General features: G+C 73.0%; 16 protein-coding genes. 7 read left to right on the top strand and 9 right to left on the bottom strand.

Annotated elements, in window-relative coordinates; translation table 11 throughout:
• Window positions 1–450: 450 nt before the first annotated feature.
• A complete protein-coding gene (gene lon, locus HHX37_RS17505; protein WP_182880612.1) occupies window positions 451–2,811 on the bottom strand; it encodes an endopeptidase La in 2,361 nt (786 codons plus the stop codon).
• A 164-nt stretch (window positions 2,812–2,975) separates the two neighbouring features.
• On the opposite strand from lon, the gene HHX37_RS17510 reads away from it, so the two are divergent.
• Window positions 2,976–4,442 carry an MFS transporter gene (locus tag HHX37_RS17510; RefSeq protein ID WP_259403486.1) on the top strand — a complete coding sequence of 489 codons (1,467 nt, stop codon included), beginning with the start codon at window positions 2,976–2,978 and terminating at the stop codon, window positions 4,440–4,442.
• Between the two features lie 69 nt (window positions 4,443–4,511).
• Here HHX37_RS17510 and HHX37_RS17515 read toward each other — a convergent pair whose 3' ends face one another.
• Together HHX37_RS17515 and HHX37_RS17520 are read right to left on the bottom strand one after the other, a co-directional pair.
• Window positions 4,512–5,102: an HAD-IA family hydrolase gene (locus tag HHX37_RS17515; RefSeq protein ID WP_182880614.1), complete on the bottom strand. Its 591-nt coding sequence runs from the start codon at window positions 5,100–5,102 to the stop codon at window positions 4,512–4,514.
• Between the two features lie 30 nt (window positions 5,103–5,132).
• Window positions 5,133–5,966 carry a hypothetical protein gene (locus HHX37_RS17520; protein ID WP_182886102.1) on the bottom strand — a complete coding sequence of 278 codons (834 nt, stop codon included), beginning with the start codon at window positions 5,964–5,966 and terminating at the stop codon, window positions 5,133–5,135.
• Window positions 5,967–6,170: 204 nt separating this feature from the next.
• On the opposite strand from HHX37_RS17520, the gene arfB reads away from it, so the two are divergent.
• Entirely contained in the window at window positions 6,171–6,593 is a 423-nt protein-coding gene (gene arfB, locus HHX37_RS17525) for an alternative ribosome rescue aminoacyl-tRNA hydrolase ArfB (protein WP_182880616.1), read from the top strand.
• Window positions 6,594–6,639: 46 nt separating this feature from the next.
• On the opposite strand, the gene HHX37_RS17530 is transcribed toward arfB, so the two are convergent.
• The 4 genes from HHX37_RS17530 to HHX37_RS17545 are packed head-to-tail and all read right to left on the bottom strand — an operon-like array spanning window position 6,640 to window position 8,863.
• Window positions 6,640–7,128 carry an SRPBCC family protein gene (locus tag HHX37_RS17530; protein WP_117410505.1) on the bottom strand — a complete coding sequence of 163 codons (489 nt, stop codon included), beginning with the start codon at window positions 7,126–7,128 and terminating at the stop codon, window positions 6,640–6,642.
• The gene (locus tag HHX37_RS17535; RefSeq protein WP_138461077.1) at window positions 7,125–7,367 is read right to left on the bottom strand and encodes a hypothetical protein; all 243 of its coding nucleotides are present in this window, start codon (window positions 7,365–7,367) and stop codon (window positions 7,125–7,127) included. Before HHX37_RS17535 ends, HHX37_RS17530 begins: the two co-directional genes overlap by 4 nt.
• 26 nt (window positions 7,368–7,393) lie before the next feature.
• Window positions 7,394–8,029 (bottom strand): hypothetical protein, encoded by a 636-nt coding sequence (locus HHX37_RS17540; RefSeq protein WP_182886103.1) that lies wholly within the window; start codon window positions 8,027–8,029, stop codon window positions 7,394–7,396.
• A gap of 54 nt (window positions 8,030–8,083) precedes the next feature.
• Window positions 8,084–8,863, bottom strand: a complete 780-nt coding sequence (locus HHX37_RS17545) for an HAD-IIA family hydrolase (protein ID WP_182874644.1) — start codon at window positions 8,861–8,863, stop codon at window positions 8,084–8,086.
• Between the two features lie 169 nt (window positions 8,864–9,032).
• Here HHX37_RS17545 and HHX37_RS17550 point away from each other — a divergent pair, with 169 nt between their 5' ends.
• Entirely contained in the window at window positions 9,033–10,094 is a 1,062-nt protein-coding gene (locus HHX37_RS17550; protein ID WP_182880620.1) for an LLM class flavin-dependent oxidoreductase, read from the top strand.
• A gap of 6 nt (window positions 10,095–10,100) precedes the next feature.
• On the opposite strand, the gene HHX37_RS17555 is transcribed toward HHX37_RS17550, so the two are convergent.
• Entirely contained in the window at window positions 10,101–10,991 is an 891-nt protein-coding gene (locus HHX37_RS17555) for a TIGR03619 family F420-dependent LLM class oxidoreductase (protein WP_182886104.1), read from the bottom strand.
• Window positions 10,992–11,014: 23 nt separating this feature from the next.
• Here HHX37_RS17555 and HHX37_RS17560 point away from each other — a divergent pair, with 23 nt between their 5' ends.
• Window positions 11,015–11,896, top strand: coding sequence for a phosphotransferase family protein (locus tag HHX37_RS17560; protein ID WP_182886105.1), 882 nt, complete (start codon window positions 11,015–11,017; stop codon window positions 11,894–11,896).
• 18 nt (window positions 11,897–11,914) lie between these two features.
• A complete protein-coding gene (locus HHX37_RS17565) occupies window positions 11,915–12,181 on the top strand; it encodes a zf-TFIIB domain-containing protein (RefSeq protein ID WP_117410188.1) in 267 nt (88 codons plus the stop codon).
• 72 nt (window positions 12,182–12,253) lie between these two features.
• Here HHX37_RS17565 and HHX37_RS17570 read toward each other — a convergent pair whose 3' ends face one another.
• The gene (locus tag HHX37_RS17570) at window positions 12,254–13,219 is read right to left on the bottom strand and encodes a hypothetical protein (protein WP_182886106.1); all 966 of its coding nucleotides are present in this window, start codon (window positions 13,217–13,219) and stop codon (window positions 12,254–12,256) included.
• Between the two features lie 252 nt (window positions 13,220–13,471).
• Here HHX37_RS17570 and efeU point away from each other — a divergent pair, with 252 nt between their 5' ends.
• Window positions 13,472–14,332, top strand: a complete 861-nt coding sequence (efeU, locus tag HHX37_RS17575) for an iron uptake transporter permease EfeU (RefSeq protein WP_182880623.1) — start codon at window positions 13,472–13,474, stop codon at window positions 14,330–14,332.
• A 14-nt stretch (window positions 14,333–14,346) separates the two neighbouring features.
• Window positions 14,347–15,489, top strand: coding sequence for an iron uptake system protein EfeO (gene efeO / locus HHX37_RS17580; protein WP_182886107.1), 1,143 nt, complete (start codon window positions 14,347–14,349; stop codon window positions 15,487–15,489).
• Window positions 15,490–15,549: the final 60 nt, after the last annotated feature.

Below are 15,549 nucleotides of genomic sequence, written 5' to 3' on the forward strand. Positions count from 1 at the left end.
GCTGTCTCCGGAGAACGCGTACGGCTGCTGCGCGCCGGTCGGGAAGGGCGGGCGCCCGATCCGGAGCGGGGCCGGATCGGAGGGCGAGGAGAGCGTCATCGGGTGTGCGCCTTCGCGGGAGGGGCGGGAAGACCAGGGGCTCAGCCCGTTGGACACTCGCGTCGAGGCGGGTTCATCAGGTTCGGTACGCTCACGACCAGCTGAAACCACCTGTGAGCCTTCCGGTATTCCAGACCTGGAATGTGCCCTTTGTCACATGACAAGGCCCGCGCCCCGGAACGGGGACGCGGGCCTTGCTCGGGAACCCCCGGCGCAGGAACCTCCGGGCGCAGGAACCTCCGGGCGGCGCCGCCGCGCTCACCGGCAGCGCTCCCGGCGGCCGATGCCGCTGCCGGCCTTGCGGCGGCCCTGCGGCGGCCCGGCGACGGCCCGGCGACGGTCAGCCGGCGGTCAGGCGACGGCCTGCCGCGTGACCGTCGCGGGGGTCAGCGCCAGGTCGAGGACCTCGCGGACGTCGCTCACCGCGTGGACGGTGAGGTCGGCCAGCACCTCGGCCGGCACGTCGTCCAGGTCGGGCTCGTTGCGCGCGGGGATGAGCACGGTGGTGATCCCGGCCCGGTGGGCGGCCAGCAGCTTCTGCTTGACCCCGCCGATCGGCAGCACCCTGCCGGTCAGGGAGACCTCGCCGGTCATCGCCACGTCGCCGCGGACCGGGCGGCCCGAGAGCAGGGAGGCCAGGGCCGTGGTCATCGTGACACCCGCCGACGGGCCGTCCTTCGGCACCGCGCCCGCGGGCACGTGGATGTGCACCGACCGGTCCCTGAGCGACCCGACCGGCAGCTCCAGCTCCGCGCCGCGTGACCGCAGGAAGGACAGCGCGATCTGCGCCGACTCCTTCATCACGTCACCGAGCTGCCCGGTGAGCGTGACGCCGGTCGCCCCGGTCTCGGGGTCGGCCAGCGACGCCTCGACGTAGAGGACGTCGCCGCCCGCGCCGGTCACCGCGAGGCCCGTGGCCACGCCCGGCACCGCCGTACGCTGGCGCGCCTCCGGCAGGGACGACTCGGGCACGTGCCGCGGCCGGCCCAGGTAGGCGACCAGGTCATCGGGGGCGACCGTCACCGGGAGCTCCGTCTCGCCGAGGGCGACCTTCGCCGTCACCCGGCGCAGGACGCGGGCGATCGACCGCTCCAGTGACCGGACGCCGGCCTCGCGGGTGTACTCGCCCGCCAGGCGGCGCAGCGCCGCCTCCTCCACCGTCACGTCGGCGGTGGTGAGGCCCGCCTTCTCCAGCTGGCGCGGCAGCAGGTGGTCGCGGGCGATGGCGACCTTCTCGTCCTCGGTGTAGCCGTCCAGCGTGACGAGCTCCATCCGGTCGAGCAGCGGTCCGGGCACCTGCTCCAGGACGTTGGCCGTCGCGAGGAACAGCACGTCGCTGAGGTCGAGCTCGACCTCCAGGTAGTGGTCGCGGAAGGTGTGGTTCTGCGCCGGGTCGAGCACCTCCAGCAGCGCGGCCGTCGGGTCGCCCCGGTAGTCCGCGCCGACCTTGTCGATCTCGTCCAGGAGCACGACGGGGTTCATCGAGCCCGCCTCGCGGATCGCCCGGACGATGCGGCCCGGCAGCGCCCCGACGTACGTGCGCCGGTGGCCGCGGATCTCCGCCTCGTCGCGCACGCCGCCCAGGGCGACCCGGACGAACTTCCTGCCCATGGCGCGGGCGACCGACTCGCCGAGAGAGGTCTTGCCGACCCCGGGAGGGCCGGCCAGCGCGAGCACGGCGCCGCTGCGGCGCCCGCCGACCACGCCGAGGCCCTGGTCGGCCCGGCGCTTGCGGACCGCGAGGTACTCCACGATGCGGTCCTTCACGTCGTCGAGGCCGGTGTGGTCGGCGTCGAGCACCGCGCGGGCGCCCGCGATGTCGTAGGAGTCGGTCGTGTGGACGTTCCACGGAACGTCCAGCACCGTGTCGAGCCAGGTGCGGATCCAGCCGGTCTCGGGCGACTGGTCGGAGGTGCGCTCCAGCTTGGCGACCTCCTTGAGCGCCGCCTCCCGGACCTTCTCGGGCAGGTCGGCGGCCTCGATGCGGGCCCGGTAGTCCTCCTCCTCGTCGGAGGGGTCGCCGCTCAGCTCGCCCAGCTCCTTGCGTACGGCGGCGAGCTGCTGGCGCAACAGGAACTCGCGCTGCTGCTTCTCCATGCCCTCCTGGACGTCCTTGCGGATGGTCTCCGCGACGTCCATCTCGGCGAGGTGGTCGCGGGCCCACCCGACGAGCTTGTCGAGACGCTCCGCGGGGTCGGCGATCTCCAGCAGCAGCAGCTTCTGCTGGATGGTCAGCCAGGGGGCGTACCCCGAGCTGTCGGCGAGGACGGCGGGGTCGGTGATCTGGTTGACGGCGTCGACGACCTGCCACGCGCCCCGCTTCTGCAGGATCGTGGTGGTCAGGGCCTTGTACTCCTTGGCCAGTTCACCGGCCCTCGGCCCGGCGGCGACCGGCTCCAGCACCGTCGCCTCGACCCACAGCGCCGCGCCGGGGCCGGTGGTGCCGGTGCCGACGCGCATGCGGTGCACGCCGCGCACGACGGCCGCGGGCTCGCCGCCCGGCAGCCGTCCGACCTGTTCCACGACGGCGCTCACCCCCACCGGGCCGTAGCGGCCGTCGACGCGGGGCACCAGCAGGACCGTGCTCTCTCCACCGGCCCGGGCGGCGTCGATGGCCGCGCGGACCTCGGAGGCCGACAGGTCAAGGGGAACGACCATGCCGGGCAGGACGACCTCGTCGTCGAGCGGGAGGACGGGAAGGACCTGGGACATCAGCACTCCAATGGGTTGAGTTATGCCGACTCAACTAACAGGAGCCCGCCCCTGTTCCCTGTTCTGCGTCAGTTCGCTGTGAGCGATCGTAATCGTGTAATCGCCGCATGATCCCCCCGTTGCCGTGACGCGTCCACACCTCCGGATGGCGCATGATGGCGTGCATGGAATCCGGGCATATCCGACTCCGCTCGGCGACGGGCCGGTGGGTGCTGCTCACCACGGTCCTCGGGTCGTCCCTGGCGACCCTCGACGGCACCGTGGTCAACGTGGCCCTCCCCGCCCTCGGGCGCGACCTCGACGCCGGGATGTCCGGCCTGCAGTGGACCGTGAACGGCTACACGCTCACGATGGCCGCGCTGATCCTCCTGGGCGGGTCGCTGGGCGACCGGCTCGGCCGGCGCAAGATCTTCGTCGTCGGGGTGGTGTGGTTCGCCCTGGCCTCCGCCCTCTGCGGGGTCGCGCCGAACGCCCCCGTGCTCGTGCTCGCCCGTGCGCTCCAGGGCATCGGGGCGGCCCTGCTGATCCCCGGCAGCCTCGCGATCATCCAGGCGAGCTACGCGCCGGACGACCGGCCCCGCGCCGTCGGCGCCTGGTCGGGGCTGGGCGGCGTGGCCGCCGCCGTCGGGCCGTTGCTCGGCGGGTGGCTCGTCGAGGCGGCCGGCTGGCGGTGGGTGTTCCTGCTCAACCTGCCGCTCGCGGCCGTCGTGGTCGGCGTCGCCGCCCGGCACGTGCCCGAGACCAGGGACGCCGGGCCGCACGGCCGCTTCGACGTGCTCGGGACCGTCCTCGCCGCCCCCGCGCTGGCCGGCCTGACGTACGGCCTGATCCTGGCGGGCGACGGGCTGGTGCCGCTGGCCGCCGGAATCGCCCTGTCCATCTGCTTCGTGGTGGTGGAGATCCGGCGCTCCCCCCGATCGCTCGTCCCCGTGGGGGTGTTCGCCTCGCGGGAGTTCACCGCCGTCAACGTCGTCACGCTGGTCATGTACGCGGCGATGGGACTGGTGTTCTTCCTGCTGGTCGTCCAGCTCCAGGTGTCGGCCGGGATGTCACCCATCGCCGCCGGGTCGGCGATGCTCCCGGTCACCATCCTCATGCTGCTGCTGTCGTCCCGGGCCGGCGACCTGGCGGGGAGGATCGGCCCGCGCCTGCCCATGACGGGAGGGATCCTGCTGTGCGCGGCCGGGCTGCTGCTCATGAGCCGCATCGGCCCCGGCGCGTCCTACCTGGCCGACGTGCTGCCCGCGGCGTGCGTCTTCGGGCTCGGCCTGTCCGCCGCCGTCGCCCCGCTCACCGCGACGGTGCTCGCCACGGCGGAGGAGCGGTACGCGGGCGTCGCGAGCGGGGTCAACAACGCCCTGGCCAGGACGGGCGGGCTGCTGGCCGTCGCCGCGGTGCCGCCGCTGGTGGGGCTGACGGGCGACGCCTACGAGTCGCCCGCCGCGTTCACCCGGGGGTTCCACACGTCGATGCTGGTCTGCGCGGTCATGATGGCCGTCGCGGCGGTCGTCGCCTTCGTCACGATCAGGACGAACGTCCTCGCCGCCCAGGCGGGCGGGCCGCCCCCGCCCGAACTCCCCGGCGAGGCTTCGCCGCTCGGCTCCCGCCCTCCGGCGAGTTCGGGCACCTGACCCGGGGGTTCACGCGCCCCCGCGCCCCGTGCGCGGGTGGCCGGAGAAGGTCGTGGAGCGGCCGCGCGCTCAGCCGAGAAGCGTCTTCAGGTCCTCGCGGAGCGCGGCGGCGTCGCGGAAGTGGACGGCGGCGAGCCCCGCCCCCTCGGCCGCCGCGACGTTCTCCAGCCGGTCGTCCACGAAGACGAGGTCGCCGGGGGCGACCCCGAGCCAGGCCACGGTCTCGTGGAAGATCTCCGCCTCCGGCTTCACCAGGCCCATGCGGCCGCTGTAGAAACGCGGGCCGATCGGCCGCATGAACGGCAGCGCGTCGATGCCCTCGGCGACGCAGACCGGCATGTTGGACAGCAGCGCCATCGGCACCCCGACCTTGGCCAGCTCGTCGACGATCGCCACCGTCTCCTCGTTGGGCCGCGACCAGCTCGCCACGTCGAGGGCGACGACCTCGTCCAGGCCGGCGCCGTCCATCGGCCTGCCGTACACGTGGGACCAGTACGCGGCCGGGTCGAGCGAACCCCGGTCGAAGTCGAGCCGCACCTCCCAGTAGCGGTCCTGGAACCCGGGCTCGGCCCCTGTGACGTACGAGGCCAGGCGGGCGACGTCCTCGGGGGCCTGGGGGAGGGAGACGACGTTGCCGTAGTCGAAAAGCACAGTCTTCATGGTCGTACGATCATAACGCGTGTGCGCGACTCAGGTCACGAAGGGCTTCAGATACTCGTTGGCGCCCCCGCAGCGCAGGTAGTTGCGCACGGTGTGGAAGTCGAGCCAGTCGATGTCGCAGGAGACGTCCCGCTCGACCCCGTCGAAGCACGACGCCAGCGCGGCCGGGATCGCGGCGATGTCGTCCTTGTCGGCGATGTTGATCCAGCGGCGCACGCCCGGCGGGCGCGCTCCCCGGCCCCGGACCGGCACGGGGGCGAGCCGGTCGAACACGACGCGGCGCATGCCGAGCGGGCTGCCCAGCGTGACCAGCAGGTCGACGGACAGGTCGGGATGGGCCCACAGCGCCTCGTACGTGACCACGCTGCCGAGGGAGTGCGCGACGACCGCCCGGGGCCGGCGCCGGCGGATGACGTCGGCCACCGTGTCGCGGGCCCGTACGCGCGGGGCGCCGCCGCCGAGGTAGGTGGCCACCTCCGGGCAGAAGTCCTGCGCGAAGCGCACCGCCGCGGGGCCGAGCCTCGCCAGCAGCCACTCGGCCAGCAGGTGCGCGACGCCGGTCAGCGACTCCCCCGCCGCGTCCCGGAACGGGCCGCCGAGCTGGGCGGCCCAGTCGGCGAAGACCAGCTTCGATGGTGTGCCCATCTGCCGGACCGGCCGGGGCGGGCCGCTGTGGAGATGGTGGGCGTAGTAGGCGATCTCGGTGAAGTAGTCGCCGGCGCCACCCGTCCGGCCGTCCAGTCCCTGGTGCAGGTAGGCGTTCCACTTGGCGCGCACGGCCGCGGCGGCGCCGTCCGCCGATCCGCCGGCGTCCTCGTAGTAGTGGTACTTGCCTATGCCGTGCACGCCGACGATCGAGGTCATGCTCCCGCCCCACAATGTCGCCCGGTTTCCGGAGGTCCCGGTTTTCCGGACGTCACTGTGCACGAGGCGCTGGACCGTGACAACCACAAGCCGCGTTTACGGCGATAAATGACGCGCGCCGGTGGTATCTACATGGATAAGTTGTTCGTCCGGTCCATCAATCCCCCCCGTTCGCCCCGTCCGTCCGACCGAAGAGGACTCGCCATGCCAGGCCCGTTGCACGTCCGCGGCTCGATCGTCGTGCCCGAGGCCGAGCTGACCTGGCGTTTCTCCCGCTCGTCCGGCCCGGGCGGCCAGGGCGTCAACACCACCGACAGCCGGGTCGAGCTGGGCTTCGACGTCGCGCGCACGACCGCCCTCGGCCCGGCGCTCCGGGCGCGCGCGCTCGAACGGCTCGCCCCCCGGCTGGTCGACGGTGTGATCACGGTGACGGCCTCGGAGCACCGGTCGCAGTTGCGCAACCGCGAGGCGGCGCGGGAACGGCTGGCCGCGCTGCTCCGCGACGCGATCGCGCCGCCGCCCAAGCGGCGCCGTTCCACCAAGCCCTCCAGGGGCGCGGTCGAGCGCCGCCTGGCGGCCAAGAAACAGCGCTCCGACCTCAAGCGCCTGCGCCGTACTTCGGACTGAGCCGACCGGCGGGCACCCGGCCGGGGCCACGGCGCCGGCCGCGTCTCTACCGGTGCCCTCGGGGCGTCTCCGCCGTACGGGCGAGGTGGGCGGCGATGGCCTCCTCCCAGGAGCGCAGGAACGCGGGGTAGCCGTCCGCGAACCCGGCCAGTTCGGCCTCGGCCGCGACGGTCAGCGGAGTGAGGTCGTAGGTGACCGTCACGTCGCTGTGCCCGCTCCCGTCCGGCGCGAGCACGACGCCGACCGTCCCGGCGTGGACTCCCTCGCGCACCCGGGCGTAGGAGACCGACGAGCCGGGCTCGTGGGGGTCATGGGCGCGGTGCAGGACGATCCAGGTGGTGGCCGCGCCGTCCGCGCCGGTCTGGAAGACCGTTCCCGGCGCCGTGTCGTCCGCGACCCCCTCGGGGAAGCGCGGCTCCCAGCCCTCGACCCACTCCCGTTCGCCGTACGGCGTGAAGAGCCGGAACGCCTCGGCCGGCGGGAGCGCGACCCGCAGGCCGCCGGTGAGGCGGCGGCGCCGCGGCGCGGCGCTCACCTCTCCTCCAGCAGGTGGGCGTCGGCGGCCGTGAGCGTCAGGCCGTAGACCTCTCTGAGCTGCTCGATCTTGGTGAGGGTCTCCGGCCCGAACGGCGGCCTGCCCTCGAAGGCGTGCAGGACGATCCCCTCCACGAGGTCTCCGAGGGAGATGTCCAGGTATTCGGCCAGGCCCTTGAGTACCTTCAGCGTGTTGCGCTCGATGCGGAGGCCGGTCTGGGCCCGCTCTACTGTTACCATGGTAACAAGTTACCACCCAGACAAGATCAGACCCTCCGGTCCTCCATCTCCCAGATGTGGTCGATCACGTGCCAGACGATCCGGCGGGCGGCGTAGCGGGCCGGCCATCCGCCCTCGGCGAGCGGCCCGCCGTCCGACGGCCGCGACAGGACGCGGGCGATGTCGTCGCGCATGGCGGTCAGGCCGGCCGCGTCCTTGAACGGCTTGTGCCGTACGCCGATCTTCCTGGCGTAGGCCCGCTCGGCCTCGCGGACGTGGGCCACCATCTTGTCCCGGTCCCTGCCGCCGCCCCTCGGGCCCTTGCGCAGTTCCTCCGGGGACGCCGCGGCCACCTCGGCGAGAACCTCCCACGCCGCCCGGGCGAGGGCGACCGTACGGGCGGCCTCCGGCGCGTCCACCGGCTCCCGGTCGAGGCCGGGGATCGCGGAGATCGCGCCGAAGTCCGTGGTCCTGTCGCCCTTGACCCGCTCGACGACCTCCGGGTCCCCCGGCGCGAACTCCAGCCCGGCCCGCTCGGCGATCACGCGGTAGCGCGGCGCGTAGTCCGCGAGGGTCCCGATCGCGGCCTCCTCGGTCCTGCCGATGCGGCACCAGCCCGGCCAGTCGGCCGAGCAGGCGAAGACCCTCTTGGGCCCGATCTCCAGATAGACACGGTGGTTCATGGGGCCAGCATGGCAGCCATACCTGCCGGCCTCTGTCAGGTTCTCCCGGCCGGCTCAGACGAGGTCGATGAGGTCGGCCACGGAGTTGACCACCTGGGTCGGCCGGAACGGGTACCGGTCGATCTGGTCCTTCTGCGTGACGCCGGTGAGCACCAGGATCGTGTTCAGGCCCGCCTCGATGCCGCAGACCACGTCGGTGTCCATGCGGTCGCCGATCATGGCGGTGCTCTCGCTGTGCGCGTCGATCTGGTTGAGCGCGCTGCGCATCATCATCGGGTTCGGCTTGCCGACGAAGTACGGCTCGACCCCGGTCGCCTTGGTGATCATCGCCGCGACCGCGCCGCAGGCCGGGAGCGAGCCCTCGTTGGAGGGGCCGATGGGGTCGGGGTTGGTCGCGATGAACCGGGCGCCGTTGTCGATCAGCCGGATCGCCCGGGTTATCGACGTGAAGCTGTAGGTGCGGGTCTCGCCCAGCACCACGTAGTCGGGGTCGAGGTCGGTCAGCACGTAGCCGACCTCGTGCAGGGCCGTGGTCAGCCCCGCCTCGCCGATGACGTACGCCGAGCCCTCGGGCCGCTGGTCGGCCAGGAACTTGGCGGTGGCCAGCGCGGAGGTCCAGATCGACTCGGCGGGCACGTCCAGCCCCGCCGCGCGCAGCCGTACGGACAGGTCGCGGGCGGTGTAGATCGAGTTGTTGGTGAGGACGAGGAACCTCTTCCCCGACTCCTTCAGCCGCCTGATGAACTCGTCGGCCCCCGGCACCGGCTGGCCCTCGTGGACCAGCACGCCATCCATATCAGACAACCACGACTCAATGGGCTTTCGCTCGCTCATGCGTCCAAGCATGGCAGGTGGCGGGGCATCGAAGCACATTTCACCAGACAGCCGGAAATATCCGGATGCGACCTCAGGTTGGGCCGAACATGAGCGAGCGAAACAGGCAGGACGGCACACACGGCCTGACCGGCCCACGCGGTCCCGAAGCGCGAGGCGAGGGAGTGGCATGAGCGGCGAGGACGAGATCCGCGGCGTGCCGCGCGGAACGGCCGGAGTGCCGCTGTCGATCCTGGAGCTCGCGACCGTCGGCGAGGGCCAGACGGCCACCGAGTCGCTGCGCGACGCCACCGAGCTGGCCCGGCGGGCCGAGGAATGGGGTTATCACCGCATCTGGGTCGCCGAGCACCACGGCATGCCCGGGGTGGCGAGCTCCTCCCCGGCCGTGCTCATCGCGCATCTCGCGGCGGCCACCCGGACGATCCGGATCGGGTCGGGCGGCGTGATGCTGCCCAACCACGCCCCGCTGGTGATCGCCGAACAGTTCGGCACGCTGCACGCGCTGCACCCCGGCCGCATCGACCTCGGCCTCGGCCGCGCCCCGGGCACCGACATGGCGACGGCGAACGCCCTGCGCCGCTCCGCCGAGGTGGACCCCGACGACTTCCCCCGGCAGGTGGCCGAGCTGACCGGGTTCCTCGACGGCTCGTTCCCGCCCGGCCACCAGTACGAGAGGATCCGGGCCGTGCCGGGCGGCCCCGACTCGGCGGCCACGGGCCGGCCGCCGATCTGGCTGCTCGGCTCCAGCGGGTTCAGCGCCAGGCTGGCCGGCCTGCTGGGGCTGCCGTTCGCCTTCGCCCACCACTTCAGCGCGGCCAACACCGAGCCCGCGCTCGACCTCTACCGTTCCTCCTTCCGCCCCTCCGAGGTGCTCGACCGCCCGTACGCGCTGATCGGGGTGGCGGCGGTCGCCGCCGACACCGAGGAGGAGGCGCTGCGCCAGGTCATGCCGGGCGCGCTGTCGTGGCTGCGGATGCGCCACGGCCGGCCCGGCCGGATGCCGACCCCCGAGGAGGCGCTGGCCTATCCGTACACCCCGATCGAGCGGGAGTTCGTCCGCGACCGGCTGTCGACCGTCGTGCACGGCGACGCCGAGACCGTGCGGGCCGGGCTGGAGGAGCTGCGCAAGCGCACCGGGGCCGACGAGCTCATGATCACCACGATGGTCCACGGCGCCCCGGCCCGGCTGCGCTCCCACGAACTCGTCGCCCGCGCGTACGGCATGGTCTAGCGCCCGCTACGGGGCGAGGGCGTCGAGGGCCTCCTCCGCGCGGCGCAGGGACTCTCCGGGGTCGGCCTCGGGGTCACCGATCTCGGGGTCGAAGTTGAGGTCGTGGAACACCTCGGTCACGCCCCTGGCCGCGAGCTCCTCCACGTCCCGCCGGATCTTGTCGTACGACCCGGTCAGCGGGCTCTCGTCCGCCGGGCGGACGCGGGTGACGCCGCGCACGACGAACCGCAGCGCGTCCGGGTCGCGTCCGGCCCCCCGGGCCGCCTCCTTCACGATGGCGATCTGCTGGTCGATGGTGCCGAGGTCGGCGCGGCTGGAGCTGATCCAGCCGTCGGCGATCCGCCCGGCGCGCTCCAGCGCCACCCGCGCGGTGCCGCCCAGCAGGACGGGCGGCGGCGTGGCGGGCCGGGGGTCCTGGTGGGAGCGCGGCACCTCGTAGAACTCGCCCCTGTGCTCGACGACGTCCTCGGTCCACAGCCGCCGCAGCAGGCCGACGTACTCCTCCGCGCGCCTGCCCCGCCGCTCCATCGGCACGCCGGACGCGGTGAACTCCTCCGGCAGCCAGCCCAGCCCGAGGCCCACGTCGAGCCTGCCGCCGGACACCTGCTGCAGGGTCGCGAGCTGCTTGGCCAGCAGCACCGGGCTGACGAACGGCAGGTTGAGCACGGCCACGCCGAGCCGCACCCGCTCGGTGATCCCCGCCAGGTACGCGAGCGCGACGACCGGGTCCTGCACACTGCGGTAGACGGGCCCCATCGCGTGGCCCTCCGGGTAGAGCAGCCGCTGGAACGCCCACACCCCGTGGTAGCCGAGCTCGTCGGCGCGGCGCGCGATCCGCCTCATGTTCTCCGGCGTCGCCCACGAGCCCGACACCGGCACGGCAAATCCAATCCTCATACCCGCACACTAGGGTGTCCGCCGTGGACGATCATCGCTTACAGGCCGGCGAGCTGGCCCGGCTGGCGGGGCGCGACGGGCCGGTGACGGTGCTCAAGCGGACCACGGTTCTCGAGCAGACCAAGGTGCTCGTGGTCCGGGCCGGCGACGTGGTCGTCAAGGCGCATCCGCCCGGCACCGACGAGAGGGCCCTGCGCGCCCGGCTCGACGCGGCCGGCGCCCTCGACGGCATCATGCTCGCCCCGCTCGGCCTCGAACGGCTGGACGGCCGCCTGGTGACGATCTGGCCCGCCGGCGAGCCGCTGACCATGGACGACGTGGAGGCGGGGACGACGCCGTGGGAGGAGGGCGGCCGGCTGCTCGCGCTGCTGCACGCCCGGCCGGTCCCCGCGGGCCTGCCGCCCGCCGGGGGCCCGTCGCGGCTGCCTCGGGCCATGGCCGACCTGGCGTCGGCCGGCGTTCCCGCCCCCGTCGCCGCTCCGATCCTGGAGGCGTACGCGACGCTGCCGCCGGTCCGGGAGGGCGGCGCGCTGACCCACGGCGACTGGCACCTCGGCCAGATCGTCCGGCACGGCGGCGGCTGGCTGCTGATCGACCCCGACGACCTCGGAGCGGGCGACCCGGCCTGGGACCTGGCCCGCCCCGCCGCCTGGTTCGCCGCCGGGCTGCTCGCCACGGACGACTGGGAGCGGCTGCTCACGGCCTACCTCTCGGCGGGCGGGACCGCGGTGTCCGCGGACGACCCGTGGCGGGAACTCGACGCGCCGGCCCGGGCGTTGACCGTTCAGCTGGCCGCGACGGCGGTGGCCGCGGGGGCGAGAGCCGGGAAACCACCCGACGACGCCGCCGAGGCCCTGGTGTCCGCCTGCGAAAGGATCGTCGCGGCCGCCCGTGCCGGGACCTGAATGAGGGAGAGTTCGTACATGCAGTGCCCCAAGTGCCGTGGCCGGATGCGGACGTTCGACCGCAACGGGGTCCACATCGAGCAGTGTGACAACTGCCGCGGCGTCTTCCTGGACTACGGCGAGCTGGAGACGCTGACGCGCATGGAGGCCCAGTGGGCCCAGCAGACCTACGCTCCCCCGCCGCCGGCGCACGGAGGCCCCGCCTGGGGCGGCCACCACGGTGGTCACCACGGCCACCACGGCCACCGCCGTGACAGCTGGGTCGGCATGCTGTTCTCCAGCTGAGCACCACCCCGTCGCGAACGAGGCCGCGACCCGGTCACCCGGGCCGCGGCCTCGTTCGCGTCCTCCGTACGGTCACATCGGGAACGCGTCGGGGTCGACGTCGCTCGTGCTGGCGTTCCCGCCGAACACGGTGTTGAGGGTGAGGGTCCAGTTGTCCCAGCTCACCCGGCCCGCCGAGTAGACGGTGCGGAACCGCAGCGGATCGTCGAACTTGGAGAAGCCGCAGTCCCTGGTGAACGCGCGGGCGCCCCTGTCGTAGTCGGCCCCGGTCGTGAAGTAGACGCGGTAGGTCCCGTCCCGGACGTTCGCGAGCTTCGCGTTCGCCCCCTTGCGCACATAGAAGCTGACGGCCTTCCGCCCTCCGCGTACGAGGGTGACGACGCCGTCGTGCGATCCGCCGTTCTTCACGGTCAGGGCGCCCCGGCCGCCGCGGATCGCCGACAGCAGCACCGTGCCGTTGCCGAGGCGGCGGGTGTGCCGGGCGGGCGGCTTGAGCGCGACCACCGGGTAGTCCCCGGCCTTCGCCAGGTCGTCCGCGGACGCCCGGAAGGTCGTGAAGTCGCCCGACGCCCCCAGCTTGGCCAGCACGGCCGTGCCGTTGCACAGGGCGTGCGACGACACGTCCTGGTCCAGTGCGCCGAGCCTGCCGTTGAGAGCGCGCAGCGCCGCCACGTAGTCGGTGTGCTCGGGGGCGACGTCCTGGGGAGGCCGCAGGGCCCCGAGCCGCGCAACCGCGGACTCCAGGGCGCTCTCCGCCCGCCCGATGCGCTGGTGGAGGGACTTGAAGGTCCGCGCCTTCGCGATGGCGGCGAGGGTCGTGCCCGCGGGGCGGGTGGCGGCGAGCGCGCTCCGGTAGGCCTCCGGGGTCATCGCCGCCGGTTCCGTGGAGGAGGCGGCGGCCGACGGCCCCGCCGTCCCGCCGGATGCGTTCCCGCCCGTTGCGCCGGGCCGCGCCGTGCAGGCGGCGAGCGCGCAGGTCGCGGCCAGCACCGCGACGACGCCGGGAACGGGGCGTGTGAGGGTCCGGGGGAAGATCACCCGAGACACTGTCGGCCTGTCGGCGGACCCTGTCAACACGATTCAGGGCATAGGTCGCCAACCGAGACCTCCGGCGCCCATCCGGCGGGGTGAGAGAGCTGACGGACGACGGTGCGGCACGGCCGCGCCCGCCCACCCCAGCGGTCCCTTGAGGTGACAAAGGCCCTACCCGGTTACTCGCGTCCGGGCTCTTGTCGCTAAGGTGAACCTGACCTAACTTAGGTAAGGCTTACCGACTATCCGGAGGGCGATGTGTTCGCGAGCTACCTCATCGGCCTTCGCGAGGGCTTGGAGGCGACCCTGGTCGTCTCCATCCTGGTGGCCTTCCTCGTGAAGAGCGGCAAGGGCGACCGCCTGCCGCTGGTCTGGGCCGGTGTCGGAGCCGCCGTGGCGCTCTCCGTGGCGTTCGGGGCGTTGCTGACCTTCACCGCGGCCAACCTCGGCTCGCGGCAGCACGAGATGTTCGACGCCTTCGCCTCGCTGGCCGCGACCGTCTTCGTCACCTTCATGATCTTCTGGATGCGCACGGCGGCCCGCCGGATGTCGGGCGACCTGCGCGAGAAGCTCGGCGACGCCCTGCGGCTCGGTTCCGCGGCCGTGGTCGTGGTGGCCTTCCTGTCGGTCGCCCGCGAGGGGCTGGAGACCGCCCTGCTGTGGTTCGCCGCCGTCCAGGGCGCGACCACCAGCGCGAGCCCGCTCACCGGCATCACGCTCGGCCTGCTGACCTCCGTCGCGCTGGGCTACGGGCTGTACCGCAGCGCGGTGCGGATCAACCTCACCAAGTTCTTCACCTGGACCGGCCTGCTGCTGATCCTGGTCGCCGCCGGGATCTTCAAGTACGGCGTGCACGACCTGCAGGAGGCGGGCCTGCTGCCCGGTCTGAGCACGTACGCCTTCGACATCAGCGGCCTGCTCGACCCCGGCGCCTGGTACTCGACGCTGCTGAGCGGCATGTTCAACATCACCGCGCAGCCGAGCGTGCTGGAGACCGTCGCCTGGGTCGCCTACGCCGTGCCCGTCCTCGTCCTGTTCCTGCGGCGGCCCTCGGTCAAGGCGCCCGCCGGCACCGCCCCCCAGTCTCAGCAGCCCCAGTCTCCCCAGCCCGCTTCGTGACCGGAGTCCACCCGATGCGCACCCCCACTGTCCTGGCCGTCGCGACCATGGCCCTGGCAGGCCTCACCGCCTGCTCGTCCACCGGCTCCGGCGCCGGTGCCGGCACCGAGGCGACCGCGGCCGGCTCCGGCGCGATCGCCGTGGCCGCCACCGACACCGAGTGCAAGGTGGCGAAGTCCGACCTCGCGGCCGGCACCTCGACCTTCGCCATCACCAACAGCGGCACGAAGGTCACCGAGTTCTATGTGTACGCGCCGGGCGACCGGGTGATGGGCGAGGTGGAGAACATCGTGCCCGGGCTGACCCGCGAGGTCGTGATGGAGCTCCCCGCCGGCATGTACGAGACCGCGTGCAAGCCCGGGATGACCGGCAAGGGCATCCGCGGCCCGCTCAAGGTCAGCGGCGAGCACAAGCCGCTGAGCGGCGACGCCGGGCTCGCCGAGGCCGTGGCCAGCTACAAGCGCTACATCAAGAGCCAGTCCGACACGCTGCTCGACAAGACCAGGGAGTTCACCGAGGCGGTCAAGGCCGGCGACGTGGCCGGGGCCAAGGAGCTCTACCCGGTCGCCCGCACCTACTGGGAGCGGATCGAGCCCGTCGCCGAGGTCTTCGGCGACCTCGACCCGGCCATCGACGCGCGGGAGAACGACGTGCCGGACGGCGAGGAGTGGACCGGCTTCCACCGCATCGAGAAGGACCTGTGGGTCAAGAAGGACGTCGGCGGAGACGGCCCGATCGCCGACAAGCTGATGACCGACGTGAACACGATCGTGACGAAGGCCGCGGCGGTCGACCTCTCCCCCGTGCAGCTCGCCAACGGCGCCAAGGGGCTGCTGGACGAGGTGGCCACCGGCAAGATCACCGGCGAGGAGGACCGCTACTCGCACACCGACCTGTGGGACTTCGACGCCAACCTGCAGGGCTCGAAGGCGGCCGTACAGGCGCTGCGCCCGGTCCTGGAGGAGCGCGACGCCGATCTGGTCAAGACGCTCGACGCGAAGTTCGCCGACGCGGAGGCGGCGCTCGGCCGGCACCGTGACGGCGACGGGTGGAAGCTGCACACCGAGCTGTCCAAGGACGACCTGCGGGCGCTGTCCGACGCGATCAACGCGCTGGCCGAGCCGATCAGCAGGGTCGCGGCGGTGGTGGTCAAGTGAGCCCGGAAGGCGCTCCGGCAGGCGGTTCGGAAGGTTCGGCGAGGCGGGAACACACTGTGA

The sequence above is a fragment of the Microbispora sp. H10885 genome, assembly GCF_014161415.1.
Lineage (GTDB): Bacteria > Actinomycetota > Actinomycetes > Streptosporangiales > Streptosporangiaceae > Microbispora > Microbispora triticiradicis.

Coding starts and splice junctions, on each gene's coding strand:
- HHX37_RS17550 (WP_182880620.1), top strand. CDS start 9,033: ATGAGCGGCGAGGACGAGATCCGCGGCGTGCCGCGCGGAACGGCCGGA.
- HHX37_RS17515 (WP_182880614.1), bottom strand. CDS start 5,102: ATGAAGACTGTGCTTTTCGACTACGGCAACGTCGTCTCCCTCCCCCAG.
- lon (WP_182880612.1), bottom strand. CDS start 2,811: ATGTCCCAGGTCCTTCCCGTCCTCCCGCTCGACGACGAGGTCGTCCTG.
- HHX37_RS17555 (WP_182886104.1), bottom strand. CDS start 10,991: ATGAGGATTGGATTTGCCGTGCCGGTGTCGGGCTCGTGGGCGACGCCG.
- HHX37_RS17535 (WP_138461077.1), bottom strand. CDS start 7,367: ATGGTAACAGTAGAGCGGGCCCAGACCGGCCTCCGCATCGAGCGCAAC.
- HHX37_RS17510 (WP_259403486.1), top strand. CDS start 2,976: ATGGAATCCGGGCATATCCGACTCCGCTCGGCGACGGGCCGGTGGGTG.
- HHX37_RS17565 (WP_117410188.1), top strand. CDS start 11,915: ATGCAGTGCCCCAAGTGCCGTGGCCGGATGCGGACGTTCGACCGCAAC.
- arfB (WP_182880616.1), top strand. CDS start 6,171: ATGCCAGGCCCGTTGCACGTCCGCGGCTCGATCGTCGTGCCCGAGGCC.
- HHX37_RS17540 (WP_182886103.1), bottom strand. CDS start 8,029: ATGAACCACCGTGTCTATCTGGAGATCGGGCCCAAGAGGGTCTTCGCC.
- HHX37_RS17545 (WP_182874644.1), bottom strand. CDS start 8,863: ATGAGCGAGCGAAAGCCCATTGAGTCGTGGTTGTCTGATATGGATGGC.
- efeO (WP_182886107.1), top strand. CDS start 14,347: ATGCGCACCCCCACTGTCCTGGCCGTCGCGACCATGGCCCTGGCAGGC.
- HHX37_RS17520 (WP_182886102.1), bottom strand. CDS start 5,966: ATGACCTCGATCGTCGGCGTGCACGGCATAGGCAAGTACCACTACTAC.